The following is a 26,619-nucleotide window of genomic DNA, read 5'->3' on the forward strand; positions in this document are numbered from 1 at the left end:
TCCCCCAGATGTTTTTATTTAGAAGACTGTCCCACAGACATGACATTCGCCGGACTGATCTCGGTCCCATCATCAAGAACGAGATAATATTTTCCTTGAGAATGTTTAACAGAGCTTACTGTGCCTGTTTTATCTGTTGCACTTTTACCATCAGTCCAAGATACTTCTTTTCCCATCCAATCAACATACGTTGTAAACGGATCTTGGTTTTCAACGAATTTCGTCATCGTCGTATTCAGATTCATCATCTGTTCCAGACTTGAAAAAGTTGCCATCTGGCTGATAAATTCTTTGTCATCAACCGGATTAAGCGGATCTTGGTTTTGGACTTGAGTCATTAATATTTTTAAGAACTCGTCTTTTCCCAAGCTGCTGTTGCTTCCAGGCGCAGTGCTGCTTTTTTTTTCAGGCAATTTATATTCTGAGCTTATTGATGTCATTCTTCTTCCTCCAATTCAACCATTGACACTTCATCAAGCAAGTCTCCAAACTCGTTTGATTGCTTTTTCTGTCTTTGCTGCTTCTGACCCTCTTGCTGCTGTTTCTGTTCATCAGCAAGCTGGCCATATATCGGCTGGTCACCGCTTTGAATCGGCAAAGTAAAACGGTCAACTTGGACAGCCATATTGGGCAGTGATTGCTTCAGCTGAGGCAGATGTTGTTCGAGCAGCTCTTTTGCAGATTGGCTGGATGTAATGATTTTACTCTGGAACATTCCATTTTCATTTGTCAGCTTAATTGTGACAAATCCTAAATGTTCAGGGTTCAGCCGAATTGTAAAGCTGCCGGTTGATCTCCCAAAGGGTGTATATTTCATCTGCTTCCATGCACTGATCACTTGATCAGCAACCGTTTTTGTTTCTGCTGTATGTAAATCAGATGAGAGCTGCAAATCGAGTGTCTGAACTCCTCCGGTGCTCCGGTAGCCTGAAAACATCATTTGAATTCCTGACTTACTATCTATTGGCTGAATACTCACAGAGGAGTCTGTCGTACTTTTATTACCTGGCGTTGGAGCGTCCGGTGTAAGGGCACGTTTTGCGACATCTTGTGATGATTCGGATGATTTCGATAACAAGAAAGCTTTCAGCTGACTTTCAGTCATATTCCATTCCTTCGTCCCTTTTTGAGGAAGCAATGACATCTGTTCCATTAAGCTTTGAAAACTTTTCAGCTCTGACTTTGACATCGTATAAAGCTTTGAACTTGACTCATCTTTTGTAAATATCTGCTGTTTAAGATCCTGAATAAGCTGTTCAGATATGCCCTTTTTTTCTAATGCAGAAAGAAATTCATCTCCATTTTTGTAGACAGTATGAGCTTGATTATCACGGTCAGTCATTTTATTTCCTTCTAAAAGCTGACTGATAAGCATTTGGATATAGATAAGCGCTTTATCAACTTCTGCTGATGCCTCATGTTCCTGAACTCCTTGCTCTCTATCAGACTTGAGTTCATCAGTAGCGGCATCACCAGCTGAATTCTTTGCAGTCAGAGCCGTTTTATCTTCAGAAATGATTTTTCCAGCAAGTATTTGTCCCATATGCAGTTGATCAGTTTCGTCAGCCAATTTTAATTCAACTGCTTGCAGTAGGCTCTGTAATATTTGCTGAGCGGATTCATCCAGTTGCTTTCCTGTTAGTTTACTTAACGTTTGCAGAAGATCGGCTTTTTGCTTGTCTTGATTTGCAGGAGTTGCTTTTAGCCACCCACTGATCTTTTCACATGCATCTTTCAAAAGCTGATCGTCAGTCAGAGTCCCTTTTCCTTGTGATGAAGGTTCTTTCGAGCCGGCTTCAGACATAAGCCAATTTTGAAAAACTCCCTGGCTATTTTTGATTGTTTTAGCAGCTGTCCCTGCTGTAGTTTGCAGCCGAGGTCCGGCTAATTCAAGCAGCTTCACCTTTATTCCCCCTATTCTTGGCTGGCAGCAATTTTTTCTGTATATGTTGCCGCTTGCTCAGGAGTCATTTTTGCCAAAATTTCAGCAAGCTGCTTTTTGCTCAGTCCATTCAATATTTTCAGCGCTTCTTTCTCCTTTAATTGGGCAATGATTTTCGCAGCCTTTCCGCTGTCCATGCTTTTATAAACACTGATGACTTTATCATTAGAAGCTGTATCAGAACTTGATGATTCTTCTGAGTTATCCTTTGATGTCTTTTTTTGGTCTTCCGTTGTTTTTTCAAGAGAACGGATCTTTTGATTCAGCCTGTCAATTTCAGATTTGCTTGTTTCTAAATCTTTATTCAAAATACTGATCTCACTTTTTTGATCCTTAATGGTTTTTTCCAGAGCCGCCGTATTACTGTTAGTCTTAGCTGTTGATGATGTATCTTTTTTATCTTCGGTCTCAGGAACCAATTCTTTAAGCACTGGCGTTTTGGCTGCAGCTTCCTGTATCGGCTTTAAGACATTGACACCAGCCGCCCAAAGAACAATCCCCCCTGCTATAAGCAGAAAAATCAGCGGAAGGATAATGATCAGCAACACCGATCGGAATTTACCTGATTCTTTCTTTTTGCCGGACATTACATTCGCTCCTAATGGCCTTGAATCATAAACTGCTTGATCGAGATATCGTCCATTTCTTTCATCTCTGCAGCTTTGTCTTCAAGAGCAAACATTTTAAACTGTTTTTCACGCATCTTTTCAAACTTCTTCACTTCAATATTTTTTTCTGTTAATACTTCTTGCTTTTGGTTCATTTGATTCCTTTTCATAATGACAAGCTTTTGGTAGTGATAAATTGTGTTTTCAAGATTTGAGACAAATTGCTGATAATGCCTCATCTCTTGAACGCTCATCCCGCTTTTCAGTTTGTTTTCTTTATTCTGTTCAAGCAATTCCTTTTTGCTCATGTTCTCATATAGTTTCTCCGCTACAGTTTCGAATTCAGAAACTGATTGCTGATACTCAGATAAAGACTGGTCTTTCTCGTTCTCTTTTAGTTCCAGCAGCTTTTGGAATCTAAATTGATAGGCCACGTTCTATTCCTCATTTCCTGTCAAACTAGTTAATGCTGCAATGCTTTCTTCCAATGATGCTGATTCTTCTGTTCCCTGCTTCAGAAATTGAATAAGCTGCGGATAAAATTGTATCGCCTCATCAATTTCTCTTGAGGACCCTCTTTTGTAAGCTCCAATATTAATCAGGTCTTCAGAATTTTGATACGTTGATAAAAGTTCACGGAATTTATTCGCTGCGTCTAAGTGCTGTTTTGTCGAGATGTTTGACATCACCCTGCTGATGCTTTTTAGCACATTGACGGCAGGAAACTGGCCTTTATTAGCAAGAGCCCTGTCTAACACAATGTGTCCGTCTAAAATTCCGCGTACCGTATCAGCAATAGGTTCATTCATGTCATCTCCGTCTACTAACACTGTATAAAACGCTGTGATTGTTCCGTGTTCATTTGCACCTGTTCTCTCTAACAACCGAGGTAAAATAGCGAACACAGAGGGTGTATATCCTTTTGTCGTCGGGGGCTCTCCAGCGGCAAGTCCGATCTCCCTCTGAGCCATCGCCACCCTTGTGACAGAATCCATCATAAACATGACATTTTGGCCTTTATCACGAAAGTACTCAGCAATGGCTGTCGCCGTATATGCGGCTTTCAACCTCATTAATGCAGGCTGATCTGAGGTAGCAACGACTACAATTGACCGCTTCAGTCCCTCTGCTCCCAGATCTTTTTCAATAAACTCCCGAACCTCTCGACCGCGTTCTCCGACGAGTGCAATTACGTTCAAGTCAGCTTCGGTCTGTTTAGCGATCATTCCCATTAATGTGCTTTTTCCGACGCCGCTTCCTGCAAAAATACCAATCCGCTGGCCTTTTCCGACAGTCAGCAGACTGTCAATAGACCTGACTCCAACACCCATCTTTTCACGGATAGGCGGACGTTTCATCGGGTTAGGCGGTGATTGCTCCGTTGATACAGGCGAAAGTCCTTTTGGCAAAATTTTTCCGTCGAGCGGTTCGCCAAACGCATCAATGACTTGTCCGATCAGACCGGCTCCTACCTTTATACGAAGAGATTCACCGGTGGCTTCAACAATGCTCCCGGGCGCAATGCTTGCGGCCTCTAAATAGGGCATTAACAGAATATTTTCTTCCTGAAAGCCAACAACTTCAGCTTTGATGACTTTACCTGATTGACCCTTTGCGTAAATCAGGCATAGATCACCAATTGAGCTTGCCGGCCCCTTTGATTCAATCATCAGGCCGATTACCCGTTTCACTTTTCCATAACGCTTATACGAGTCTGTCATTTCTATGCAATCTATCAGACTCTGTGTCTTCATAGATCCGCACCTGCTTCCAGTGCTGTAAGGAGCTTATGCTTCAGTTGCACCAGCTGGGTATCAATGCTTGCATCTACTCTGCCAAAGGGAGTTTCTATATAACATGATCCTTTTTCAGCTTTTTCATCGGCGTATAAACCAAGCCGGCATTCTTTGTATAGAAGCTGCTGAATTTCGTCTTTATGCTGAAAAACTGTTTCATAGTAATAAGGATCTACATATATTGATATATCGTCATATTCCTTTACTTCGTTTACCACCTGTTTCACAAGCAGGATAAAGGCCTCTTTATCATCAGATTTTTGCTGCCATACTTTTTTAGCTAACGCAACGGCAAGCTCAACGATTTCTCCGGAGGCATCTTCAAGTTTATCCTCTACAGCTTTTCTGGACATTTCCATTATGCTGGTTGCTTGACTGATCAGCTCAGCATACTGTTGTAAGGCTTCAGTTTTCCCTAATGCCACACCTTGTTCGAATCCTTCTGCTTTCGCTTCTTCTATAAGACGCTGTTTTTCAGCCGCCCAATCATTTTTTTCCTGCTCAATTTGACGGCGGATATCTTCCATCTGGCTGTTCGCTTGATCGGAAATCCGATTAGCTTCTTCTTTGACCCGGGCCATTAAAGCTTCCGGATTTTCTTCAGTCTGTAAAAGATGTGAATGATCGATCCGAACCTCTTGTAAAGAAAGCTTCCTTCTTTCCTGCTGTGGGGAAAAAGATGATTCTTGTTTAATGATATTAGACAATAATATCGTCTCCTCCGCCTCTTGCTATCACAATTTCACCGGCTTCTTCAAGCTTTCTGACGATGCTTACAATTCTTGATTGAGCCTCTTCTACATCCTTCAAACGTACAGGGCCCATAAATTCCATTTCTTCTTTGAATGTTTCAACCATACGCTGTGACATATTGTTGAATACAATTTCTTTGACTTCCTCGCTTGCCACCTTTAATGAAAGGAGCAGATCGTCGTTTTCAACATCGCGAATAACCCTCTGAATTGCGCGGTTATCAAGTGTAACAATGTCCTCAAAGACAAACATCCGCTTCTTGATCTCTTCAGCAAGATCAGGATCCTGAATTTCCAAGGAATCCAATATCGTCTTTTCTGTTCCTCTGTCTACACCGTTTAAGACTTCAACAACAGCTTCGATTCCGCCGGTTTGTGTATAGTCCTGAGTGAATGCGGAGGATAATTTCTGTTCCAGAATCCGTTCTACCTCATTAATAATTTCAGGTGACGTTCTGTCCATTACCGCAATCCTTCTTGCGACTTCTGCCTGAACCTCAGGATTCAGCTCGGATAAAATTTGTCCGGCCTGCACAGGGTCAAGGTAAGATAAGATTAAAGCCATCGTTTGCGGATGCTCTTGTTGAATGAAATTTAAAATTTGTTCAGGCTCTGCTTTTCTGGCAAAGTCAAATGGTTTAACTTGCAGAGAAGAAGTCAGCCTGTTTAGTATGTTTTCAGCCTTATCTTCTCCCAGCGCCTTCTCAAGAACTTGTCGGGCATAGCTTAAACCGCCCTGAGAAATATAATCTTGGGCAATCGCTATATTATGAAATTCCTCTATAATTTCATCCTTTTTTTGATGATCGACACTTCTAACTCCTGATATTTCAAGAGTAAGCCTTTCAATTTCTTCATCGGTTAAATGCTTATATACAGAAGCTGACACATCTAAACCTAAGGAAATCATGAGAATGGCTGCTTTTTGTTTTCCTGTAAGCTTATCTTGATCACGTCTCGCCATTTCTAATCCCTCCTAATCCTCGGCCAGCCAGCTTCTCAGCAGTTTTGCAAAGTCTTCAGGCTTATCTTTCGCCATCTTTTCAAGCTGTTTTCGTCTGACTGTTTCCTCTGTTTCATTTTCCTCTTCATTTATATCAGGCAAATTGATAGGCTCCTGAGGCACTTCGTACGTGTATTCCTCAAATTCATCCTCTTGAGCGCGTTTCTTTCTGATAAACATAATGATCAGAATGATGATGACTGCGATCAAAACGCCCCCAACGATATATACCCACATTGGGATACCGGAGGATTTTTCCGTATCAGTATCAAGACTTACTTTTCCATCAAAAGGCTGAACGGAGACAACAATTTTATTACTGATATCTTCATCAGAAAGGTTCTGGTTCTGTGTTTCATCCTTATTCAATGATGTTCTGACAACAGTTGAAAGAATTTTTTGTATATCATCCTGTCTTTCGGTTGATAGCGACGCCGTGTTTTTGGCATCAGGCGGCTCTACCATTACTTGAATCCCTAAATCCCTTACCTTATAAGGGCTTTCAGCTATTTCTTTATGGATTCGGTTAACCTCATAATTGATTTTATTACTGCTTTTTTCGTAGTTCCCACTTTCGGTATTTTCGCCGTCAGCTTGATAGTTTGTTACATCTTCATCCCCGGTTCCGGCAGTTCCGCCATTAGCTGCGCCGTCTCCCTGATATGTTTCCGATACTTTTTCAGCACTAACCGCAATGCCTTCCATGTTTTCTTTGTCAACAGGCTCGACGATGTCTTCTGTCCGTTTTTCTTTTGTAAAGTCAATATCGGCCGTGACAGAAACTACAACTTTGTCCTGCCCCATCATCGTTCCAAGCAATGACTGAACATGTTTTTGAATGTCTTTTTCAACTTGGGATTTAATTCCCTGCTGTGAAGAATAACTATCAGCGTAGGACCCTGCACCGCTGTCTGTTTTGTCGTAGTATGTAGAGTTCTGGTCCATGATGACGATATTATCTTCTTTTAAGTTCGGCACACTTTTTGATACCAGATGATACAATCCGTTGATCTGGCTTTGATCTAGTGTGTATCCAGGCTGAATTTGCAGAACGATTGAAGCAGATGCTGCTGATTGCTCTTCACCGACAAAGACAGCGTCTTTCGGAAGGTTAATCATTACTTTTGAATTTTTGATACCGTCCATTTCATTAATCAGATTGGACAGTTCCGTTTGTGTGGCTTTGACTTTCACCATATCAAATTCATTATCTGTTAAACCAAAGCCGGCGTTCTGTCCAAAAAATGAGTAATCAATTGATCCGGTTTTAGGAAGCCCTTCTGCAGCCAGCTGAACTTTCAGTGAATCAACCTGATCTTCCGGAACCTTAATAACCGTACCGCCATTTGAAAGTTCGCTAGGCACCTTTTTCGCATCCAGTTCTTCTTTGATCTGTCCGGCTTCTTCAGCTGACAAATCTTTGTACAGCGGCGCCATTTTCTGATTAGAAGAAAAAATACTGATAATAATGGCAAGAATGATAATTGCCGCTAAAGCACCAATCATTAAAATCTTTTGTAATTTAGATCTATTTTTCCAAAACTCACTCGTTTTGTTTTTCATTTGCATTAGAGTACGATTCATGTTAACCCCCGGTCATTCCACTCTTTCTCTTTCTCGTCAGACCCCCTACATTTGCATTCTCATAATCTCCTGGTATGCTTCCACAGCTTTGTTGCGGAACTCAGTTGCAGCAGTCAGAGAGATGCTTGCTTTTTGAGCGGCGATCATGACCTCATCAAGATTCACATCTTTCCCTGCAGCCAAGGCATTAGTCATATTGTCAGAAGCTACTTGGGACTCATTTAACGAACTTATAGAGTTTTTTAAAAGCTCCGAAAAGCTTGTTTGATTTGAAGAATCTGTTTTTTGGCTATTGTTTACTTGATTTGTTGCATTTTGAGTGTTTTGAGTATTTTGAACCTGAAAAGGAGAAATTTTATTGATCACATTCATCACCTTACTTTCCGATTTCTAGAGCCTTCATCAGCATTCCCTTTGAGGCATTCATCGCTGTGACATTGGCCTCGTATGATCTCGTACTGCTGACAAGGTCAACCATTTCTTTTAATGGATCAACATTTGGCTTTTGCACATATCCTTCAGCGTTTGCATCAGGATTGGTCGGATCATAGACCAGATTAAAATCAGAGTTATCCTCAGTGATTTTTGTAACCTTTACCCCATTTCCGACATTGCCGCTGCCGCTCATTTTAGAATTCAAAATTGATGAGAACGATTCACCTTTTGACTGAAGCGAAACCATTTTCCTTCTGTAAGGCAACCACTCACCGTTTACCTGCTTGGCTCTTGTCGTATCCATATTCGCCAAGTTAGACGATACAACATCCATTCTGAGGCGCTGAGCTGTTAAAGCTGATGCTGAAACATTTAAGCTTTGAAAAGCTGTCATTACTTTCCTCCTGTTAGTACGGTCTTCAGAGAATTGAATTTTCCGTTCATTCTTTCAACTAAAGCTTGATAGTTAATCTGATTTTCTGCTAGTTCTGTCATCTCTTTGTCAACGTCAACGTTATTTCCGTTTTGCTGATAAGATGTATCTCCGCTCGTTACAATTGAATAATTTGAATCAGCATCAGAAAAATCAACATGCCGATAGTCTGTTTTTATAGATTCGAGACGAGAGGATTCTTGATCTAATAAATTTTGGAAAGAGACTTTTTTCGCCTTATAGTTCGGTGTATCTATATTAGCAATATTATTGGTTATGACTTTTTGCTTAATATTCGCTCTGCCCAAGGCATTTTCAAGATTTTGTATCGTTCCAGAAAATAGGCTCAAATCCACTTACCTCCATTTCAGTTTTTTTCACCCTCAATATCCTTGTCGAGATTTGTAAAACCATATGCTTATTGTAAGAAATAACAGGCATAAAGTCTATGAAGTTCGTGTAAAAAAATGTCCTCATATATATCTATTTTACAAATAGGTACATAGTCCTAGATTATTTGAACTACGTTTTTTACATTAATATAAGGCTGAAAATAGCTTAATTTCTGTATTTCCCCATTCATTTATCGTCTTTTTTCTGTTTTTATGAAGAAAATCATCAATTTTATTAACATATTACAGAGAAAGACTTTTCGCCCAGGAAATAAAGCTTATTGATTTCCTTTATTTGAATGCAAAAAAGAACCCCTCTTTTAAGGGGTTCTTCTGTTCATTAATGCGATTTCAGATTTTCTAATTCAATCAGGAATTTATTGTTCAGCACTTTGATATAAGTACCCTTCATGCCTAATGATCTTGACTCAATTACCCCAGCACTTTCAAGCTTTCTGAGTGCGTTAACAATAACTGAGCGAGTAATGCCGACACGGTCTGCAATCTTACTTGCAACAAGAAGGCCTTCGTTTCCGTCAAGCTCTTCAAAGATGTGTTCAATTGCTTCAAGCTCACTATAAGAAAGAGAGCTGATTGCCATTTGTACGACTGCTTTGCTTCTTGCTTCTTCTTCAATTTCTTCTGCTTTTTCTCTCAGAATTTCCATTCCGACAACTGTAGCGCCGTATTCAGCAAGAATTAAATCATCATCATTAAACTGATCCTGTAAACGTGAAAGAATGAGTGTACCTAATCTTTCTCCGCCTCCGATGATCGGCACAATTGTTGTTAAACCAGCTTGAAACAAGTCTCTGTTTTCAACAGGAAAAGCAGTATACTCACTATTGATATCCAGGTTAGAAGATGTTTCAGGGACGTTGAACAGATTCTTCGTATATTCCTCTGGGAATTGGCGATCCTCAAGCATTTTTTTCATGCGGTCATTTTCAATTTGCTGGTTGATAGAGTACCCGAGAAGTTTTCCTCTGCGGCTCACAACGAAAATATTGGAATCAATTACATCCCGAAGCGTTTCCGCCATTTCTTTAAAGTTAACCGGTTTCCCTGCCGCAGCTTGCAGCATGGAGTTAATAATTCTTGTTTTTTGTAATAAAGCCATGATAAATGATCCTCCTAAACATTCCTCTTATTAAATTTTCACAATATAAATTGACTTAAATCTTTGTTTTTAGCTATCGTTCCGAGCTTTTCTTCCACATACTGCGGTGTAATCGTTATTTTCTCCATTGTTACATCCGGGGCTTCAAAAGAAAGATCTTCTAACAGACGTTCGAGTATTGTATGAAGGCGTCTCGCACCGATATTATCTGTTTCCTGATTCACATGATAGGCGACTTCAGCAATCTTATGAATAGCTTCGTCAGAAAATTCAAGAGATATACCTTCTGTCTGTAATAATGCCTGATATTGTTTTAAGAGCGCGTTATCGGGTTCAACTAAGATTCTCACGAAATCGTCAACCGTCAGTTTGCTCAGTTCTACACGAATTGGAAAACGCCCTTGCAGTTCAGGAATCAGATCAGACGGTTTGGCCATATGAAATGCTCCCGCTGCGATAAACAATACATGGTCTGTTTTAACTGAACCGTATTTAGTGACAACGGTAGAACCCTCAACGATTGGGAGAATATCACGCTGAACACCTTCTCTTGATACATCAGCTGAAGATGACGCGCCACCGTTTTTTGCAATTTTATCAATCTCGTCGATAAAGATAATTCCGCTCTCTTCTGCCCTATGGACAGCTTCCTGGCTGACTTCATCCATATCAATGAGTTTGCTTGCTTCTTCATTCGTCAAGACTTTTCTGGCTTCTCTGACTGTCATTTTACGGCGTTTCTTTTTCTTTGGCATCAATCCGCTCAGTGCATCCTGCATATTCATGCCCATCTGCTCCATACCCGAGCCCTGCAGCATGTCAAACATAGAAGGCTGCTGCTCTTCAACTTCTACAGTAACATAGTGGTCCTCCAGCTCTCCTAATGCCAGCTGATGAGCCATGCGTTTTCTTTTTTCTTCAATGTTTGCTTCTTCCTGGCTTTCCGTTTCGTCTTCACCGTTTGGCTGGCTGCCGCCAAAAAACATTTCAAACGGGTTTTTAACGCCTGATTGTTTTTTCTTCCCTGGGACTAACAGGCGCACAATGCGTTTGTTTGCATTTTCTTCAGCCTGCTCCTTCACTTCGTTGATTTTTTCTTCTTTTATAAGACGTACAGAAGTTTCCACAAGGTCTCTGACCATTGATTCAACGTCTCTGCCTACATAGCCGACTTCTGTAAATTTTGTTGCTTCAATTTTGATAAATGGCGCACCTGAAAGCTTAGCGATTCGTCTGGCAATTTCAGTTTTCCCTACCCCGGTAGGCCCCATCATTAAAATGTTTTTCGGAACGACCTCGTCTTTCAGCTTTTCATCCAGAAGACTTCTTCTATAGCGGTTTCTTAATGCCACGGCGACAGCTTTTTTCGCGTCTTGCTGACCGACGATGTATTGGTCTAACCGATCTACAATCTGTCTTGGTGTTAACGGTGTTTTTTCCATGCGCCTCAAGTCCTTTCTATTCAAGCTCTTCCAGTATGATTTGATCGTTCGTGTATACACAAATTTCGCCCGCTGTTTCCAGCGCAGCTCTAGCAATCTCACTTGCAGTCATGCTGTCACCGGCATGCTTTTTCAGCGCTCTTCCGGCTGCCAAAGCGTAGTTGCCGCCTGATCCAATTGCCAGAATGCCGTCATCCGGTTCGATAACCTCACCAGTTCCCGATACGAGAAGCAAGGTATCTTGATTCATAACGATCAGCATGGCTTCAAGCTTTCTAAGCACTTTGTCGCTTCGCCATTCCTTTGCAAGCTCAACAGCAGCCCGTTTTAAGTTGCCGTTATATTCTTCAAGTTTCGCTTCGAACTTTTCGAATAGAGTGAAAGCGTCTGCAACAGATCCCGCAAATCCTGCGAGAACCTTGCCGTTAAACAGTTTTCTTACTTTTCTCGCAGTATGTTTCATTACAACAGCCTGACCAAATGTAACTTGACCGTCTCCGGACATTGCGCTTCGTCCCTGATGCTGTACTGCAAAGATTGTGGTCGCATGAAAAGATGACATAAAGGGCCTCCTTTAATTTTTCTTAAAAGCTCTTGGATGGTGAGACATATATGTGTTTCTCAGCATTTCCTTCGAAACGTGCGTGTATATCTGTGTCGAAGACAGATTGGAATGCCCGAGCAGTTCTTGAACGCTCCTCAAATCTGCTCCTTCGTTTAACAGATGAGTGGCGAACGTATGTCGAAGCATATGCGGATGGATATGTAAAGTGCCGGACGCTTTTTTGACAAGCCCGCTTAAAATGTGCCTAATGCCTCGGGCTGTAAGCGGTCCGCCTCTTTGATTCACGAATAATAGATCATGAGGTTCTTTTGCTTTTTTCAGCAAGCACTGTCTTCCGCTATTCATATATAACTTCAACGCTTCGCGGGCGTAAGACCCAAAAGGGATATAACGCTGCTTCTTGCCTTTCCCGTGAACAAGCACAGTGTCCATAAATAAATCAAGATCATGAACCGTTATGGAAGAGCATTCACTGACCCTCATTCCGGTGGCATAGAGAAGCTCTAATAGCGCTTGATCCCTCATGCCGGTCGGCTGGCTTATATCTGAAACTTCAAACAGTTCCTCAAGCTCTTTTTGATATAGAAACTTCGGTATCCGTTTCTCTTGTTTCGGCAGATGAACAAGCTGGAACGGATTATCATCAACAAGCTTTTCCCGCATCAGAAATTTGTAAAAACTTCTCAATGCAGAAATTTTTTTACTGATTGTTCTTCTTGATAAACCCTTTTCATAGGCTTCCGTCAAAAAAATTCTAGTATCTTGATATGCAGCTTCTTCAAATCCATTTATACCTTGAACACGCAGGAAAGTCTCGAATTCTTCAATTGAATCCACATAATTCACAATAGTATATTGTGAATAATTTTTTTCAATTTGTAAATATTCAACGAATAAGTTTACGAAATTCTTAACATTCTCCATGCCAAATACCTCCCCAGGAAGGGCTTTTAAATGGTATCACAAATCGCGTTCAAGTTGCAATCAATACCTAAATTGTTTTCGAAATTGTTTGAATTGTCTCGATCGCCCGATTTGCGTACTGTTCATTACGCTCTTTTTTATTTTTAATTTTAACAGGCAATTCTTTTAAAAGCCCAAAGTTTGCGTTCATCGGCTGGAAGTTCTTCTGGTTTGTTGTTGTAATATAGTGAGCCATACTGCCTATTGCTGTTTCCTGAGGAAAAGTGACAAGCTCTTCTCCTAAAACAAGTTTAGCCGCATTAATACCTGCTACAAGTCCAGAAGCAGCAGATTCCACATATCCTTCTACTCCCGTCATTTGTCCTGCGAAGAACAAATCGTTCCGTTTTTTAAATTGGTAAGTCGGCTTTAACAAGCTTGGAGAATTAATGAATGTATTTCTGTGCATAACGCCGTATCTGACGATTTCCACATTTTCAAGTCCGGGAATCAATTTGAGGACTTCCTTTTGGTCTCCCCATTTTAAATGAGTTTGGAATCCTACAATATTATAGAGAGTTCCCGCCGCATCATCCTGTCTAAGCTGAACGACTGCATATGGACGTTTTCCGGTAACAGGATGCTCTAATCCCACTGGCTTCATCGGTCCGAAAAGCATTGTTTTCTTTCCTCGTTTTGCCATTACTTCAATCGGCATGCAGCCTTCAAAGAAAATCTCTTTTTCAAATTCTTTTAACGGCACAGTTTCCGCCGAAGTCAAAGCTTCATGAAATCGGTCAAACTCTTCTTCTGTCATCGGGCAGTTTAGATAAGCCGCTTCTCCTTTGTCATAACGGGACTTCAAATACACTTTATCCATATCAAGGCTGTCTTTCTCTACGATAGGCGCCGCTGCATCATAGAAGTATAAATAGTCTTCTCCAGTAAGCTCTTTTAACTGTGCAGACAATGATTCTGAAGTTAACGGACCAGTTGCGATAATTGTTGGTCCTTCCGGTATTTCTGTTACTTCTTCATTAATAACAGTAACGTTGGGATGGTTTTTCACCCGGTTTGTCACACTTGCCGCAAATTCGTGCCGGTCTACCGCGAGTGCGCCGCCGGCAGGCACTGAGCATTCGTCAGCCGCAGCGATAATTGCTGAATCAAGCGCACGCATTTCTTCTTTTAATACACCTACAGCGTTAGCAAGTGTATTGGAGCGTAAAGAGTTGCTGCATACCAGTTCTGCAAATTTATCAGTATGATGGGCAGGCGTCTGTTTGACTGGGCGCATTTCATATAATCTGACTTGAATCCCCCGTTTGGCAAGCTGCCATGCCGCTTCACTGCCTGCAAGTCCGGCTCCGATTACATTCACTGTTTGTTGGTTCATCTTTCACATCTCCTAGTTTATTATTCATTGTCTTCTTTTAACACACAAAGAAGGTGAGCAAGACCCTGCTCACCGCTACTTCTGTGGTTCTTCCTTATAATCGCATTCCACGCATTGGACTTGTATGCCTTTTTTGAGTTTTTTCTCAACAAGCATTTTTCCGCATTTCGGACATTTTCGTTCAATTGGTTTGTCCCAGGAAACGAATTCACAGTCCGGATAACGGTCACAGCCGTAAAAAATCCGTTTCTTTTTCGATTTTCGCTCAACAATATTTCCTTCTCCGCAGCTCGGGCACTTCACACCAATTTGTTTGACAATCGGCTTTGTATTCCGGCAATCGGGGAAATTGGAGCAAGCTAGGAATTTACCGTATCGGCCCATTTTATACACCATAGGAGAACTGCACAATTCACAATCTTCTCCGGCATATTCAGGCTCAATTTCAACTTCCTTCATTTCTGATTCGGCTTTTTTCACGCGCTTTTCAAAATCGGTATAGAAGTTATCAATAATCTGTACCCATTCTATATTGCCTTCCTCAACATTATCAAGGTCTTTTTCCATTTTTGCCGTAAACTCAACGTTAATGATTTCAGGGAAAAATTCCATGATCAACTCAAGCACGATCTGCCCTAATTCTGTGGGAACAAACCGTTTATTATCCAGACCAACGTACCCGCGCCGCTGAATCGTATCAAGCGTCGGAGCATAAGTGGAAGGACGGCCGATACCTAGTTCTTCAAGCGTTTTAACCAATCGGGCCTCAGTATAGCGCGGAGGCGGCTGGGTAAAATGCTGTTCCGGTTCTATATCCTTAGATAAAACAGTGTCTCCCTCTTGCAGGTCAGGCAGCATCCGGTCTTTTTCTTCCAATTGATCGTCTTTGCCTTCAACATACACTTTCATAAACCCGGAAAACTTGACCTTACTTCCGTTTGCACGAAAAGTCAAACCGTTGTTTGTCAAATCAACACTCATTGTATCTAACACAGCAGATGCCATTTGGCTGGCAACAAAACGCTCCCAAATTAATTTATACAGTCTCAGTTGATCTCTGCCAAGGACTGCTTTTAATTCGCTTGGTTTTCTGAGAACCGACGTCGGGCGGATCGCTTCGTGAGCATCCTGAGCATTTTCATTCTTTTTAGCGGGCTTTCTTTTGCCGCCTAAGTACTCTTTTCCGTACGTTTGATCAATAAACGCTGCCGCTTCATCAACTGCTGTATTGGAAATACGGGTTGAATCCGTTCTCATATACGTGATCAGACCGACAGTTCCTTCTTTTCCTAGATCAATTCCTTCATATAATTGCTGCGCAATCATCATCGTTTTCTTCGCTCTGAAATTGAGCTTGCGCGCTGCTTCCTGCTGAAGGGTTGAAGTTGTAAAAGGCAAGGCCGGATTGCGTTTCCGTTCCTTTTTAGTTACTTTTTCAACTGTATACTTATTGCCTTTGAGCTGAGAAAGTATGTCTTTTACATCCGCTTCGCTCTTTAAAGGAAGTTTTTTTCCGTTTTTACCGAAAAAGCTCGCTTCAAACGTCTCCTGTCCTTTTAAGAACGTGCCGTCTATTGTCCAATATTCCTCTGGCTTAAAGTCGTTAATTTCCTTTTCACGATCAATAATTAAACGGAGGGCAACAGATTGAACACGGCCAGCGCTGAGCCCTTTTTTAACTTTTTTCCAAAGAATTGGGCTGATTTTATATCCTACGAGCCTGTCTAATATACGTCTCGCCTGCTGTGCATCCACCAAATCCATATTGATCATGCGGGGATGCTTAAATGATTCTTTAATTGCGTCTTTCGTAATTTCGTTAAACACAACACGGCAGTCTGAATTAAGATCCAGGTCAAGGCTGTGAGCCAAGTGCCATGCAATTGCTTCCCCTTCTCTGTCGGGGTCGGCTGCGAGATAAACTTTTTTCGCTTTTTTGGCAGCCGTTTTCAGCTCTTTTAATACCGGACCTTTACCTCGAATGGTTATATATTTTGGTTCGAAATTTTGTTCTATGTCAACTCCCATTTGACTTTTTGGAAGATCCCGGACATGTCCCATTGATGCTTTCACTTTATATTTTTTACCTAAGTAACGTTCAATCGTTTTCGCCTTAGCGGGCGATTCCACGATGACTAGATAATCAGACATTTTCATCCCCCTCAAGAGGTGTTCTCTCTCTTCAAGTATTTCAAATTTTATTTTATATTTGCAGCTGTCTTTATTTGGCTTTCAACATTTCATTCTTTATGATGAACGTCATTATTTAAATAGAAAACAATATGCAACTTTAAATCCTCACTATTATTAAATATTACAATGCTATTTGTCAAACGATAATTCAAAAGGGTTCCGTATATTGAACGTTTCTCTCAGGAAGCTCTGCATAAATATCCTCTGCTGACCATATGGCTTTAGCCCCCTCTTGGATCAATTTTATAGGACCTCCGGCGTAAGGATCAAATACAGAACCAGGTACGGCAAATACTTCTCTCCCTTGTTCCAGCGCTTGGTATGCGGTAATCAAAGAACCGCTTTTCTCTTTGCCCTGCACAACAATAATGCCCTCACTTAACCCGCTGATAATACGGTTTCTCATAGGGAAATACCATTTTTGGGGTTTGGTTTCAGGTGGATGCTCTGACAGAAGAAGATGGTGTTTAGCCATGTGTTCTGCTAATTGAAGATTTTCTCGAGGATAAATGTTCTGAAATCCGCCTGCGATGACTCCGATTGTCCGCCCCTTCGCCTTAATACTTGCCGCATGGGACAATCCGTCAATCCCAGACGCCAGCCCGCTGACAATCACCCACTTTTTATGGCAAAGCTCTATTGTAAGATGATTGACAACCTGGATTCCATAGTCTGTCGGATGCCGCGTACCTACAATTCCTATTTTACGCCCTTGAGAAAGAAGGGATATATCACCTTTTGCAAACAGCACAGGAGGCGGATCATAAATGGTTTTCAGCCAGAATGGATATTGATCTGAGGATATTGGGATGACTTCAATGCCTTGCTGATGGTATACAGAGAGTAAATGCTGAAGTTTGGGATATTGTTCTTCTATTTTATTTTTTAATGCCGCAGTCTTTACTTTGCCATGTGAAGCGGTTTCTAATGCGCATGAAGGATTTGACAGTGACATTGACGGATCAGCTTTCCACCATTTTAATAGAAGAGAAGGGGATAATAATTGATTGATTCTGCAAGTGATTAAACAGGCAGCGGCCTGATCCAATATGAGGACCTCCTTTTGACAGCAAAAGCAGGAACAGCCAAGATGGCTGTTCCTTCTCTATTAATGTGTTTTGCACGTTTCAAATAAATTCTTCTCTTTCAACACTTTAATTAATGTTTCACCCATGACAGAAGGTGTCTCTGCAACTTCGATTCCGCATTCGTTAAGTGTTTTGATTTTTTCATCAGCAGTGCCTTTTCCGCCGGAAATGATGGCACCTGCATGTCCCATGCGCTTCCCTGGAGGTGCTGTTTTACCGCCAATGAATCCGACTACCGGTTTTGTCATGTTGGCTTTTACCCACTCAGCAGCTTCCTCTTCAGCTGTACCGCCGATTTCACCGATCATGATGACAGCGTGTGTATCAGGATCTTCATTAAACGCTTTTAAAACGTCAATGAAGTTGGTTCCATTTACAGGATCGCCGCCGATCCCAACGGCTGTAGACTGCCCTACACCCGCTTCTGACAGCTGATGCACTGCTTCGTATGTTAATGTTCCTGAACGCGATACAACGCCTACATGACCCTTTTTATGGATATATCCGGGCATAATGCCGATTTTACATTCTTCAGGCGTGATGACGCCAGGGCAGTTCGGTCCTATTAATCTCGTTTTCTTGCCTTCCATGAAGCGTTTCACTTTTACCATGTCTAGAACCGGGATATGCTCTGTGATGCAAATGACCAGATCAAGCTCCGCATCTACCGCTTCCATAATAGCATCAGCCGCAAAAGGTGCCGGAACGTAGATAACAGACGCATTTGCGCCAGTCGTATGAACTGCATCAGCCACTGTATTAAATACAGGTACCCCTTCCACTTCTGTTCCGCCTTTTCCAGGTGTCACACCGCCCACGATATTTGTGCCGTATTCAAGCATCTGCTTCGTATGGAATAAAGCGGTAGAACCTGTAATCCCTTGTACAATAACTCTTGTATCTTTATTGATAAAAACACTCATTATTTGGTCCCCTGCCTTTCATTCTTTCCTATACTAAAGATACGATTTTCTGCGCGCCGTCAGCCATGGATTCCGCAGATGTAATATTTAATCCTGATTCACTAAGGATTTTCTTCCCTAGATCCACGTTTGTTCCTTCAAGACGGACGACAAGCGGCAATGTTAAACCGACTTGTCTTGTCGCTTCAACAACCCCTTCTGCGATGACATCACATTTCATAATGCCGCCGAAAATGTTGACGAAAATCCCTTTAACATTTTGGTCAGAAAGAATGATTTTAAATGCTTCCGTGACTTTTTCTGCGGTTGCGCCGCCCCCCACATCAAGGAAGTTGGCCGGCTCTCCTCCATAATGTTTAATGATATCCATCGTGGACATCGCAAGCCCTGCGCCGTTTACCATGCAGCCGATATTTCCATCAAGGGAAATGTAGCTCAGATCGTATTTAGACGCTTCAATTTCTTTTGGATCTTCTTCGTCCAAATCTCTATATTCCATAATATCTTTTTGTCTGTATAATGCGTTGCTGTCAAAATTTAATTTCGCATCAAGCGCCATCACATTCCCGTCTCCTGTTACAACGAGAGGGTTGATTTCGGCAATTGAGCAGTCTTTCTCCACAAACGCTTTGTATAGTCCAAGCATAAATTTAGCAGCTTTCCCAACAAGCTCTTTTGGAATATTAATAGCGAATGCAATTTCTCTGGCTTGATAGCCTTGGAGGCCAACAGCCGGATCAATGACAGCCTTTTTGATTTTTTCCGGTGTTTTCTCTGCTACTTCTTCAATTTCTGTTCCGCCTTCTTCAGAGGCCATCAGAACAATTCTTGAAGTGGCACGGTCAAGCACTAATCCCACATAGTATTCCTTTTTAATATCGCAGCCTTCTTCAATAAGTAAGCGTTTTATTACTTGTCCGTCCGGACCCGTCTGATGCGTAACGAGGGTCTTACCTAAAAGTTCTTCGGCATACGCTCTTACTTCTTCTAATGATTTTGCTATTTTTACCCCACCAGCTTTGCCTCGACCGCCAGCATGAATTTGAGCCTTTACGACATAAACCGAGCTGGATAAGCTCTTTGCTTTTTCAACTGCTTCTTCTGCTGTAAAAGCCACTTTACCTTCAGGAACAGATACCCCATATTTTCTGAGGACTTCTTTTCCCTGGTACTCATGGATATTCATTTCCCATCCTCCTAACTTATGTAACAAAACTAAAAATAGACTGCGCTTTCATTCTATATAATACTGGAAGAATTGTCTAGAGTTCGATGCAAAATCTTAAAATCCTTCTAAACATTCAAACTTTTATTTTATTAAAAACATAAATTTCAAGCGGAGAATGGGGAATATTTCGGCTATTTTTTATTTTTTACACTTTCGTCCAATCTGTAAATGAAAGAAAAAATCTCGGCTACCGTTTCATAAAGAGCTTCCGGGATCTGGTCATCCACAGTCAAATGGCGCATTAATTCGACAAGGGTCCGATCTTCTTGGATCGGGACCCCCGCCTTTTTAGCTTCTTTGATAATGTTGTCAGCAACATAGCCCTTTCCGGTTGCAATTACTCTTGGCGCCTTGTCTTTTTTTTCATCATAATGGAGAGCTACGGCTTTCCTTAAAGGCGTTTGCTCGTTCATATTTTCACATCCACTTCCTGATCACTGATGCTTGTTATGTATTGATCAATTGTAGCCATTTCATCAGATCGAAGGCGCTTTTTAGCGTTAACTCCTGAAAGACTGTAGCCCATTTCTTTGAGCGATTGCTTGAGGGTGGGCACCATTGGATCGATGGCAGGCTGAAGCTCAAAATCCGTCTCAATTGTAATCGTCATGACTTGCTGCTGTATCAGGCAGTCAACAACCGTTTCTTTTAACGTATCCAATTGCAGTAAAAACAGGAGCCGGCAATGGGAAGGATCGAGCTTTCCATCCGCTTCTTTTTTTCCTTTAAACAGAACAGTCATGTCCTGAACCCCCGATTTTGAAAACATCGGAAATGACATCACAATTTGGCTGTATGAAGGATGATCCTGCTGCATGAGAAGCTGACCGTTCAATTTATGAAAGAGCTGATCCGCTTCCTGTTTGACAGGTTCCGCTAACTCATGTGACGCTCTGGCGGCATGCAGAGCCATCTTGACTGATTGAATATCATCAGGCAGCACTGCGGTGCCTTGTTCAAACGCTTTAATAAATGCAAGCTCATCTCGCGCGCCTATTGCCATTTTTACTTTGGATAAAAAGGAAAGAACATCTGCCTTATCCGTTAAATTAGGAGCTGTCTGCTGAACAGCCTTTAAAAATACATCGGCTTCTTGATCCGTGACTCGTGCGGCCTGCAAAACAGAAGCTGCTGCCTCGGGCTTATTTTGACTAGAGGAAACAACAGCCTTTATCCAATTCGCTGCTTCTTTTACGATTGAATTGCCGTTTTTATCCGCAGCTTCCGTCAGTTTGGCCAGCAGCCTTCCTGCTTCTTTCATTGGAATGTCTGAGACAGTTTTAGCAGCACCGTCTCGTATGTTTCGCTGCTGCTCCTGCGGGTTTACAGGTGCCCAGTTTGCCTTTCCTGCGGAGCCGTCTGCTGCGCTAAGCTCCCGGTTTCCGGCAGTACTGACTGAAGAGGCAGATCTGGTATGATCCGTTAACGAGAAAAGCTTCTCGATAAGACGTTCTGCATGGACATCTGTTTCGCTATTAAATAGTGCTGTAACGGCTTCTCTTAGCTTTGTCAGCGCCTGGCTCGGCTTAGGATTTTCATGAATAGCCTGAATCAGCTGAGATAAGTGCTGATGGAGCGGTACAGGCGATTTGACAGCATGAACTCCGCTCAAAACATCGGGATGAACGGGGAGATCCCGCTTTAAGGCAAATAAAACTGTTTCAATGGCTTTTTTTGTGTCTGACGCAGGCAGCGTGTCCATCCAGCGGACAGCTGTTTTGATATCATTTTCTGTGATGGGTGTTTTGCTTTTCAGCATTGCGCCTGCCATCATAAGGGAGGTGTTTGACGGCTTCACTGAAATAGCGTTCAGAAGCTTGCCCGCTGCATCCTGAATTGTTTTGGGATTTTGATCAAAGCTTTGAACGACCTGGAGACGGCCTGTCTGTTCCGCTGGTTTTTTTTCGTAGGAAAACCAGTAATACGCCTGAGGACGAAGCTGGGTTTCAAGTTTGCCTTGAATCGTTTGATTCCCTACTTGGATCAGTGCATGCTGGTCCCCTAATAAACGAAGTACTTTTCCTAAAAGGAGACGCTTTACGGCATTTGATTCGTCGGTTGTTTGTGATGTTTCCCGCGAAGCTGCAGTGTTACCAAAAAGGTTTTTGAGCGTCTGCTGTACATCATTTCGTATGTTCATTTCAAAAAGGTGCCTCCTTGTTCATTAGATTATCTGTAAGATTGAACAGGAGCGAAAGTTTTCCGGTGCAAATCGGTCGGTCCGTAGGCTGCGAGCGCTTCAAGATGCTCTTTTGTTCCATAGCCTTTATTTTTTTCAAAGCCGTACTGCGGATACTTTTCTGCATATGCGCTCATCATCCGGTCCCTCGTCACTTTCGCAATACACGCACCTGCAGCGATAGACACGCTTTTGGCATCGCCTTTTATAATTGAAGACTGAGACGTATCGAGCGGCAGTGTCATCGCGTCAACGAGCAAATAATCGGGTGTATCGGACAAATCGCGGATTGCTTCGACCATTGCCAATTTTGAGGCTTCATAAATATTGATCTCATCAATAACAGCTGCTTCTACAATTCCTATACCGACTGCCACAGCTTCTTTCATAATGAGATCGTAATATTCCTCACGCTTCTTTTCTGTAAGCTTTTTTGAGTCTGTGAGTCCAAGTATTTCGCATTCCTCAGGAAGGATGACTGCGCTGGCGACAACCGGTCCTGCCAATGGGCCCCGGCCTACTTCGTCTACTCCTGCAATAAAACGAAACCCCTTGTTTCTCGCAAGCCTTTCATAGGAGGTCATATTCATCCACTGTTCTTTTAGCGCTTTTTCCTTCGCATGCTTTTTCAGCCATTGCTCTACAAGCGCTTGTACGCTTTTTCTCGGATCATTTTCACACTGGACAAGAAATGGGTCCTGGTCATCTTTTACCCCTTGCAGACGGTCTCTAATGTCTTTTACGGTTAATGTATTCACTTTCTCTTCTCCCTTACTGTATGTATCGGTCGGGTCAGGAAAAAATAAAGACCCGCATTTCTGCGGGTCTTTACATCGTCGGCTGTTCGAATGACAGCCTCCCGAACTTTTCTGTGCGGATATCACGAATAATCACTTCAGTCGTTTTATCGTAGTTAATAAGCCCCCCGCTCATGAGGCAGCCGCGTTTTTCACCTATCGCATCAAACAGCTCCGCGATGTCTTCGGGTATCTCATCGAGCCCGTAGCGCTCTTTAAGCCGTTCAGGATAATGTTCTTCGAGAAAACGGAGGCCAAACACGGCTACATCCTGTAGATTGATAATCGAGTCTTTAATAGCCCCCGTGACTGCCAGCCTCAACCCGACAAGCTCGTCCTCAAATTTAGGCCATAGAATCCCCGGAGTGTCTAAAAGCTCTAATTCTTTTCCGACTTTGACCCATTGCTGAGATGTTGTGATACCCGGTCTGTCTCCGGTTTTCGCAATATTTTTCTTTGCCAGCCGGTTGATAAGCGTTGATTTCCCGACGTTCGGAATGCCGATGATCAGCGCCCGGATCGCCCTTGGCTTCACACCTTTTGCCCTCATCCGGTCAAATTTCTCCTGCAGGATATCTTTTGAAGCCGGAACGATTTGATTTAATCCTTGGCCGTTTACAGAATTAATGGACAGAGAGCGGATTCCTTGGTTCTCAAAGTGCTCTTTCCACTGCTGTGTAACTGCCGCATCTGCTTTGTCAGCTTTATTTAACAGCATAATCCTCGGCTTATTTTTTAAGATGTCTTCAATCATTGGGTTTCTTGAGGACATCGGAATTCTGGCATCTACCAATTCATATACGATATCGATTAATTTTAATTTTTCGGTTACTTCCCGTCTTGCCTTTGCCATATGGCCAGGGAACCACTGGATTGTCATGTGACACGAACACCGCCTTTATCTTCTGAGTGTGCAAGATTCTTAGTTGTTCTTTATGTATTTTACGATGCCTGACCGGCATTTTCAAATTCTATATAAAAAAAGAGCTTGTTACTGGTAACAAGCTCTTTTCGTTCGTTATCATTATCGTCTGATTTCTTTAATACGAGCCGCTTTTCCGCGAAGTTCACGTAGGTAGTAAAGCTTAGCACGGCGTACTTTACCGTAACGTACAACTTCGATTTTCGCGATTTTTGGTGTGTGTACAGGGAAAGTACGTTCAACGCCAACACCGTAAGAAATCTTACGAACTGTGAACGTTTCGCTGATTCCACCACCACGACGCTTAATCACAACACCTTCAAAAATCTGGATACGCTCACGGTTACCCTCAACAACTTTTACGTGTACACGTAAAGTGTCACCAGGACGGAACGTAGGAAGATCAGTACGAAGCTGTTCTTTTGTGATATCTTCAATTAGTTTTTGCATCGTTTTCAACTCCTTCCAACAGATGCTCTTGGCCACAAAACCCGGCACAGCGGAACATCGTTTTCAAGCTTTCAACGGATAAGCCCGCTCAAGCCACAAGTAGTATCTTATCACAATTTCATAGCCTATGCAATAAAATCTATTCTTTTTCCCATTCAGAAATCCATTTTCTTTCTTGCTCTGTAAGCGGATAGTCTTTCAGGAGATCCGGGCGTCTTAAATAGGTTCTTCTGATCGATTCTTTATTCCGCCATTCTTTGATTTTAGCATGGTTTCCTGATAGAAGTGTTTCAGGCACTTTTAAACCTTTATAATCTGCCGGTCTTGTATAATGCGGATGCTCCAAGAGCCCCGTACTGAACGAATCCTCTATGTGGGAAGCCTCTTTGCCAAGCACTCCCGGAAGCAGCCTGACAACACTGTCAGCAATCATCATCGCAGGCAGCTCACCGCCTGTCAGAACGAAGTCGCCAATTGATATTTCATCGGTCACCAAATGCTCACGGATTCGCTCATCATAGCCTTCATAATGGCCGCAGATAAACAGCAAATGCTCTTCCTTTGCCAATTCCTCGGCTTTTTTTTGAGTGAAACGCTCACCTTGCGGGCAGACGAGGATAACGCGCGGCGGACTGTCTGCTTTTGAGGTCAGGTCCTCAACCGCGTCAAAAACAGGCTGAGGCTTCAGCACCATACCTGCTCCGCCTCCGTAAGGATAATCATCTACTGTATTATGCTTGTTATCAGAATACTCCCGGAAATTGACGATCTGGAACTGCACTGCTTCTTTTTCTTGGGCTTTTTGAAGAATGGATGAACCGAGCACCCCTTCAAACATGTCAGGAAACAGCGTCAAAAAATCGATTTTCATTCGTCTATTAATCCTTCCATGAGTTGAATCTCAATTTTCTTTTCGCTGACATCAATCTGTTTGACGACTGATTCAATGTAAGGGATCAGCGCGTCTTTTTTACCTTTACGCTCGATTACCCATACATCATTGGCTCCCGGTGTTAAAATTTCTTTCACCTTTCCGATCAGTTCGCCTTCTTCAGTAAAAACTTCACAGCCGATAATTTCGTGGAAATAAAATTCTCCCTCATTCAACTCACCCAAATCCTCTTCCGGAACTTTGATGATGGCGTTTTTCAGTTCCTCTACTTCATTCAGGCTTTGTCTTTCTTTAAACTGCAGCAGATGAAATTGCTTATGCAGCCTGTACGTGTTTACCGTTACCTCTATCGGTTCTTGGCGTCCGTCCATAAACAAATACAGCGTGTTGCCCGGCTTGTACCGTTCTTCGGCAAAATCCGTTTTTGAAATGACCCGCACCTCGCCTTTAATTCCGTGGGTATTTACAATTTTACCGACATTAAACCATCGCTTTGTCATATGATCACCTCTGGCGAATTTCAATTACTGTTCCGTCTTTTATGACGATGGTGTTTGCTGCTGTTTTCTCATGCCAGTCATCCCCGACTTTAATGGTCAGCAGCGCATCGATTTCCTTTTCTTTCATTTCACTGCCAAGCGGTAATGTATGTACTTGGGTAATTTGAAAATCGATCATTTTCATATTATCTTTTCGTTTTTCTATTGCCTTTTTAAATTGTTCAATCACATCTGGGTTCTGCTGTTCTTTTTCATGTTTTCTAAGCTGAAAATAGAGCTGGCTGCATTCTCGTTCAAGCATTTGTTTCTTATCTGTGAAAGTAGATAACAGCTTTTCTTTGCTGTGCTCGGTTAAGACTTGCATAACGGCTACACGGTGAATAATTTGCATCGCACCAAGCTCCCTGCTTTTAAAACTTTTTCAAGACCAGACGTTTCTATCTTGTCTTATCTTCTATCAGTTTACCCGTTTTTTGCGTGTAAAAAAAGGGGAGGTGCCGGCCCTCTCCCTTTTAGTCAAATATTTCAAATTGAACTTTCTTAGAAGACTGTGCGCCAGCTGCAAATACAGCTGTTCGAATCGCTTTTGCAGTCCGGCCTTGCTTCCCGATAACTTTACCGGTATCTGACTTGTGAACAGATAAGCGCAGCGCAATCTTTTGATCGGTTTCTTCTCTTATGACCCGAATGTCATCTGGATGATCAACAAGCGGTGTCACAATCGTGACAATCAAATCTTCCAAGTGTTGATCAGTCATTACTTGCCTTGTTTAGCGTTGTGGAATTTTTCCATGATTCCTTGGCTAGAGAACAAGTTGCGAACTGTATCAGATGGTTTCGCTCCAGTTTGAAGCCATTTAAGAGCAAGCTCTTCATCGATTTTTACTTCCGCTGGTTTTGCAACCGGGTTGTAAGTGCCGACTGTTTCGATGAAACGGCCGTCACGCGGTGAACGAGAATCTGCTACAACAATACGATAGAAAGGAGATTTTTTTGCTCCCATACGTTTTAAACGAATTTTTACTGCCATTTTACTAGCACCTCCGAAAATATTTCAACAAGATAGTATATTAACA

The 26,619-nt window shown here is 42.2% G+C and carries 30 protein-coding genes; all 30 read right to left on the reverse strand.

From position 1 onward, the window contains the following. Positions 1 to 14: 14 nt before the first annotated feature. Positions 15 to 440: a flagellar hook assembly protein FlgD gene (gene flgD, locus NST16_RS09215; RefSeq protein WP_010334252.1), complete on the reverse strand. Its 426-nt coding sequence runs from the start codon at positions 438 to 440 to the stop codon at positions 15 to 17. Next, positions 437 to 1,903: a flagellar hook-length control protein FliK gene (locus NST16_RS09220; protein ID WP_340885916.1), complete on the reverse strand. Its 1,467-nt coding sequence runs from the start codon at positions 1,901 to 1,903 to the stop codon at positions 437 to 439. Before NST16_RS09220 ends, flgD begins: the two co-directional genes overlap by 4 nt. A gap of 11 nt (positions 1,904 to 1,914) precedes the next feature. Beyond that, entirely contained in the window at positions 1,915 to 2,529 is a 615-nt protein-coding gene (locus NST16_RS09225; protein WP_268505689.1) for a MotE family protein, read from the reverse strand. Between the two features lie 11 nt (positions 2,530 to 2,540). Continuing rightward, complete coding sequence (gene fliJ, locus NST16_RS09230; RefSeq protein WP_010334249.1) at positions 2,541 to 2,984, reverse strand: flagellar export protein FliJ; 444 nt, start codon at positions 2,982 to 2,984, stop codon at positions 2,541 to 2,543. Between the two features lie 3 nt (positions 2,985 to 2,987). Continuing rightward, positions 2,988 to 4,304 carry a flagellar protein export ATPase FliI gene (gene fliI, locus NST16_RS09235; RefSeq protein WP_010334248.1) on the reverse strand — a complete coding sequence of 439 codons (1,317 nt, stop codon included), beginning with the start codon at positions 4,302 to 4,304 and terminating at the stop codon, positions 2,988 to 2,990. Continuing rightward, positions 4,301 to 5,053, reverse strand: a complete 753-nt coding sequence (gene fliH, locus NST16_RS09240; RefSeq protein ID WP_340885921.1) for a flagellar assembly protein FliH — start codon at positions 5,051 to 5,053, stop codon at positions 4,301 to 4,303. The genes fliI and fliH overlap by 4 nt, the downstream gene beginning before the upstream one ends. Then, the gene (gene fliG, locus NST16_RS09245; RefSeq protein WP_003231981.1) at positions 5,046 to 6,062 is read right to left on the reverse strand and encodes a flagellar motor switch protein FliG; all 1,017 of its coding nucleotides are present in this window, start codon (positions 6,060 to 6,062) and stop codon (positions 5,046 to 5,048) included. The genes fliH and fliG overlap by 8 nt, the downstream gene beginning before the upstream one ends. A gap of 12 nt (positions 6,063 to 6,074) precedes the next feature. After that, positions 6,075 to 7,685 carry a flagellar basal-body MS-ring/collar protein FliF gene (gene fliF, locus NST16_RS09250; RefSeq protein ID WP_010334246.1) on the reverse strand — a complete coding sequence of 537 codons (1,611 nt, stop codon included), beginning with the start codon at positions 7,683 to 7,685 and terminating at the stop codon, positions 6,075 to 6,077. A gap of 45 nt (positions 7,686 to 7,730) precedes the next feature. Then, complete coding sequence (gene fliE, locus NST16_RS09255; RefSeq protein WP_029441259.1) at positions 7,731 to 8,051, reverse strand: flagellar hook-basal body complex protein FliE; 321 nt, start codon at positions 8,049 to 8,051, stop codon at positions 7,731 to 7,733. 10 nt (positions 8,052 to 8,061) lie between these two features. After that, a complete protein-coding gene (gene flgC / locus NST16_RS09260) occupies positions 8,062 to 8,514 on the reverse strand; it encodes a flagellar basal body rod protein FlgC (RefSeq protein ID WP_010334245.1) in 453 nt (150 codons plus the stop codon). Next, positions 8,514 to 8,903: a flagellar basal body rod protein FlgB gene (gene flgB / locus NST16_RS09265; RefSeq protein WP_010334244.1), complete on the reverse strand. Its 390-nt coding sequence runs from the start codon at positions 8,901 to 8,903 to the stop codon at positions 8,514 to 8,516. Before flgB ends, flgC begins: the two co-directional genes overlap by 1 nt. A gap of 382 nt (positions 8,904 to 9,285) precedes the next feature. Then, positions 9,286 to 10,065 carry a GTP-sensing pleiotropic transcriptional regulator CodY gene (gene codY, locus NST16_RS09270; protein WP_003220850.1) on the reverse strand — a complete coding sequence of 260 codons (780 nt, stop codon included), beginning with the start codon at positions 10,063 to 10,065 and terminating at the stop codon, positions 9,286 to 9,288. Between the two features lie 38 nt (positions 10,066 to 10,103). Next, entirely contained in the window at positions 10,104 to 11,507 is a 1,404-nt protein-coding gene (gene hslU / locus NST16_RS09275; RefSeq protein WP_029441258.1) for an HslU--HslV peptidase ATPase subunit, read from the reverse strand. 16 nt (positions 11,508 to 11,523) lie between these two features. Beyond that, complete coding sequence (gene clpQ / locus NST16_RS09280) at positions 11,524 to 12,069, reverse strand: ATP-dependent protease subunit ClpQ (RefSeq protein ID WP_010334241.1); 546 nt, start codon at positions 12,067 to 12,069, stop codon at positions 11,524 to 11,526. A gap of 12 nt (positions 12,070 to 12,081) precedes the next feature. After that, a complete protein-coding gene (gene xerC, locus NST16_RS09285) occupies positions 12,082 to 12,996 on the reverse strand; it encodes a tyrosine recombinase XerC (protein WP_010334240.1) in 915 nt (304 codons plus the stop codon). A 67-nt stretch (positions 12,997 to 13,063) separates the two neighbouring features. Beyond that, entirely contained in the window at positions 13,064 to 14,371 is a 1,308-nt protein-coding gene (gene trmFO, locus NST16_RS09290) for an FADH(2)-oxidizing methylenetetrahydrofolate--tRNA-(uracil(54)-C(5))-methyltransferase TrmFO (protein ID WP_010334239.1), read from the reverse strand. Between the two features lie 75 nt (positions 14,372 to 14,446). Next, the gene (gene topA, locus NST16_RS09295) at positions 14,447 to 16,522 is read right to left on the reverse strand and encodes a type I DNA topoisomerase (RefSeq protein ID WP_029441257.1); all 2,076 of its coding nucleotides are present in this window, start codon (positions 16,520 to 16,522) and stop codon (positions 14,447 to 14,449) included. 190 nt (positions 16,523 to 16,712) lie between these two features. After that, on the reverse strand, positions 16,713 to 17,612 hold the full coding sequence (gene dprA, locus NST16_RS09300; RefSeq protein ID WP_340885932.1) for a DNA-processing protein DprA: 900 nt from the start codon (positions 17,610 to 17,612) through the stop codon (positions 16,713 to 16,715). Between the two features lie 60 nt (positions 17,613 to 17,672). Beyond that, positions 17,673 to 18,575, reverse strand: a complete 903-nt coding sequence (gene sucD / locus NST16_RS09305; protein ID WP_010334236.1) for a succinate--CoA ligase subunit alpha — start codon at positions 18,573 to 18,575, stop codon at positions 17,673 to 17,675. 28 nt (positions 18,576 to 18,603) lie between these two features. Further along, complete coding sequence (gene sucC, locus NST16_RS09310) at positions 18,604 to 19,761, reverse strand: ADP-forming succinate--CoA ligase subunit beta (RefSeq protein ID WP_010334235.1); 1,158 nt, start codon at positions 19,759 to 19,761, stop codon at positions 18,604 to 18,606. A gap of 173 nt (positions 19,762 to 19,934) precedes the next feature. Next, the gene (locus NST16_RS09315; protein ID WP_010334234.1) at positions 19,935 to 20,216 is read right to left on the reverse strand and encodes a FlhB-like flagellar biosynthesis protein; all 282 of its coding nucleotides are present in this window, start codon (positions 20,214 to 20,216) and stop codon (positions 19,935 to 19,937) included. Continuing rightward, complete coding sequence (locus tag NST16_RS09320) at positions 20,213 to 21,943, reverse strand: hypothetical protein (protein WP_340885937.1); 1,731 nt, start codon at positions 21,941 to 21,943, stop codon at positions 20,213 to 20,215. Before NST16_RS09320 ends, NST16_RS09315 begins: the two co-directional genes overlap by 4 nt. A gap of 29 nt (positions 21,944 to 21,972) precedes the next feature. After that, positions 21,973 to 22,740: a ribonuclease HII gene (locus NST16_RS09325; RefSeq protein WP_268446197.1), complete on the reverse strand. Its 768-nt coding sequence runs from the start codon at positions 22,738 to 22,740 to the stop codon at positions 21,973 to 21,975. Positions 22,741 to 22,810: 70 nt separating this feature from the next. Further along, positions 22,811 to 23,659 carry a ribosome biogenesis GTPase YlqF gene (gene ylqF / locus NST16_RS09330; RefSeq protein WP_010334231.1) on the reverse strand — a complete coding sequence of 283 codons (849 nt, stop codon included), beginning with the start codon at positions 23,657 to 23,659 and terminating at the stop codon, positions 22,811 to 22,813. 144 nt (positions 23,660 to 23,803) lie between these two features. Beyond that, positions 23,804 to 24,151, reverse strand: a complete 348-nt coding sequence (gene rplS / locus NST16_RS09335) for a 50S ribosomal protein L19 (RefSeq protein ID WP_010334229.1) — start codon at positions 24,149 to 24,151, stop codon at positions 23,804 to 23,806. 139 nt (positions 24,152 to 24,290) lie between these two features. Continuing rightward, complete coding sequence (gene trmD / locus NST16_RS09340) at positions 24,291 to 25,022, reverse strand: tRNA (guanosine(37)-N1)-methyltransferase TrmD (RefSeq protein WP_010334228.1); 732 nt, start codon at positions 25,020 to 25,022, stop codon at positions 24,291 to 24,293. Next, a complete protein-coding gene (rimM, locus tag NST16_RS09345; protein ID WP_010334227.1) occupies positions 25,019 to 25,543 on the reverse strand; it encodes a ribosome maturation factor RimM in 525 nt (174 codons plus the stop codon). Before rimM ends, trmD begins: the two co-directional genes overlap by 4 nt. A gap of 4 nt (positions 25,544 to 25,547) precedes the next feature. Then, positions 25,548 to 25,934 (reverse strand): YlqD family protein, encoded by a 387-nt coding sequence (locus tag NST16_RS09350; RefSeq protein WP_229150061.1) that lies wholly within the window; start codon positions 25,932 to 25,934, stop codon positions 25,548 to 25,550. A 121-nt stretch (positions 25,935 to 26,055) separates the two neighbouring features. After that, entirely contained in the window at positions 26,056 to 26,301 is a 246-nt protein-coding gene (locus NST16_RS09355; RefSeq protein WP_024121381.1) for a KH domain-containing protein, read from the reverse strand. Then, the gene (rpsP, locus tag NST16_RS09360; RefSeq protein WP_003220815.1) at positions 26,301 to 26,573 is read right to left on the reverse strand and encodes a 30S ribosomal protein S16; all 273 of its coding nucleotides are present in this window, start codon (positions 26,571 to 26,573) and stop codon (positions 26,301 to 26,303) included. Before rpsP ends, NST16_RS09355 begins: the two co-directional genes overlap by 1 nt. Positions 26,574 to 26,619 lie beyond the last annotated feature (46 nt).

This window comes from Bacillus sp. FSL K6-1005, from assembly GCF_038000225.1.
GTDB classification, from domain to species: Bacteria; Bacillota; Bacilli; order Bacillales; family Bacillaceae; genus Bacillus; species Bacillus mojavensis.

Excerpts from the sequence above, each read along its gene's own strand:
- flgD (WP_010334252.1), bottom strand. The coding sequence starts at position 440 with ATGACATCAATAAGCTCAGAATATAAATTGCCTGAAAAAAAAAGCAGC.
- NST16_RS09225 (WP_268505689.1), bottom strand. The coding sequence starts at position 2,529 with ATGTCCGGCAAAAAGAAAGAATCAGGTAAATTCCGATCGGTGTTGCTG.
- fliI (WP_010334248.1), bottom strand. The coding sequence starts at position 4,304 with ATGAAGACACAGAGTCTGATAGATTGCATAGAAATGACAGACTCGTAT.
- fliG (WP_003231981.1), bottom strand. The coding sequence starts at position 6,062 with ATGGCGAGACGTGATCAAGATAAGCTTACAGGAAAACAAAAAGCAGCC.
- fliF (WP_010334246.1), bottom strand. The coding sequence starts at position 7,685 with ATGAATCGTACTCTAATGCAAATGAAAAACAAAACGAGTGAGTTTTGG.
- flgC (WP_010334245.1), bottom strand. The coding sequence starts at position 8,514 with ATGACAGCTTTTCAAAGCTTAAATGTTTCAGCATCAGCTTTAACAGCT.
- codY (WP_003220850.1), bottom strand. The coding sequence starts at position 10,065 with ATGGCTTTATTACAAAAAACAAGAATTATTAACTCCATGCTGCAAGCT.
- hslU (WP_029441258.1), bottom strand. The coding sequence starts at position 11,507 with ATGGAAAAAACACCGTTAACACCAAGACAGATTGTAGATCGGTTAGAC.
- clpQ (WP_010334241.1), bottom strand. The coding sequence starts at position 12,069 with ATGTCATCTTTTCATGCGACCACAATCTTTGCAGTACAGCATCAGGGA.
- xerC (WP_010334240.1), bottom strand. The coding sequence starts at position 12,996 with ATGGAGAATGTTAAGAATTTCGTAAACTTATTCGTTGAATATTTACAA.
- trmFO (WP_010334239.1), bottom strand. The coding sequence starts at position 14,371 with ATGAACCAACAAACAGTGAATGTAATCGGAGCCGGACTTGCAGGCAGT.
- topA (WP_029441257.1), bottom strand. The coding sequence starts at position 16,522 with ATGTCTGATTATCTAGTCATCGTGGAATCGCCCGCTAAGGCGAAAACG.
- sucD (WP_010334236.1), bottom strand. The coding sequence starts at position 18,575 with ATGAGTGTTTTTATCAATAAAGATACAAGAGTTATTGTACAAGGGATT.
- sucC (WP_010334235.1), bottom strand. The coding sequence starts at position 19,761 with ATGAATATCCATGAGTACCAGGGAAAAGAAGTCCTCAGAAAATATGGG.
- NST16_RS09315 (WP_010334234.1), bottom strand. The coding sequence starts at position 20,216 with ATGAACGAGCAAACGCCTTTAAGGAAAGCCGTAGCTCTCCATTATGAT.
- NST16_RS09320 (WP_340885937.1), bottom strand. The coding sequence starts at position 21,943 with ATGAACATACGAAATGATGTACAGCAGACGCTCAAAAACCTTTTTGGT.
- ylqF (WP_010334231.1), bottom strand. The coding sequence starts at position 23,659 with ATGACAATCCAGTGGTTCCCTGGCCATATGGCAAAGGCAAGACGGGAA.
- rplS (WP_010334229.1), bottom strand. The coding sequence starts at position 24,151 with ATGCAAAAACTAATTGAAGATATCACAAAAGAACAGCTTCGTACTGAT.
- trmD (WP_010334228.1), bottom strand. The coding sequence starts at position 25,022 with ATGAAAATCGATTTTTTGACGCTGTTTCCTGACATGTTTGAAGGGGTG.
- rimM (WP_010334227.1), bottom strand. The coding sequence starts at position 25,543 with ATGACAAAGCGATGGTTTAATGTCGGTAAAATTGTAAATACCCACGGA.
- NST16_RS09350 (WP_229150061.1), bottom strand. The coding sequence starts at position 25,934 with ATGCAAATTATTCACCGTGTAGCCGTTATGCAAGTCTTAACCGAGCAC.
- NST16_RS09355 (WP_024121381.1), bottom strand. The coding sequence starts at position 26,301 with ATGACTGATCAACACTTGGAAGATTTGATTGTCACGATTGTGACACCG.
- rpsP (WP_003220815.1), bottom strand. The coding sequence starts at position 26,573 with ATGGCAGTAAAAATTCGTTTAAAACGTATGGGAGCAAAAAAATCTCCT.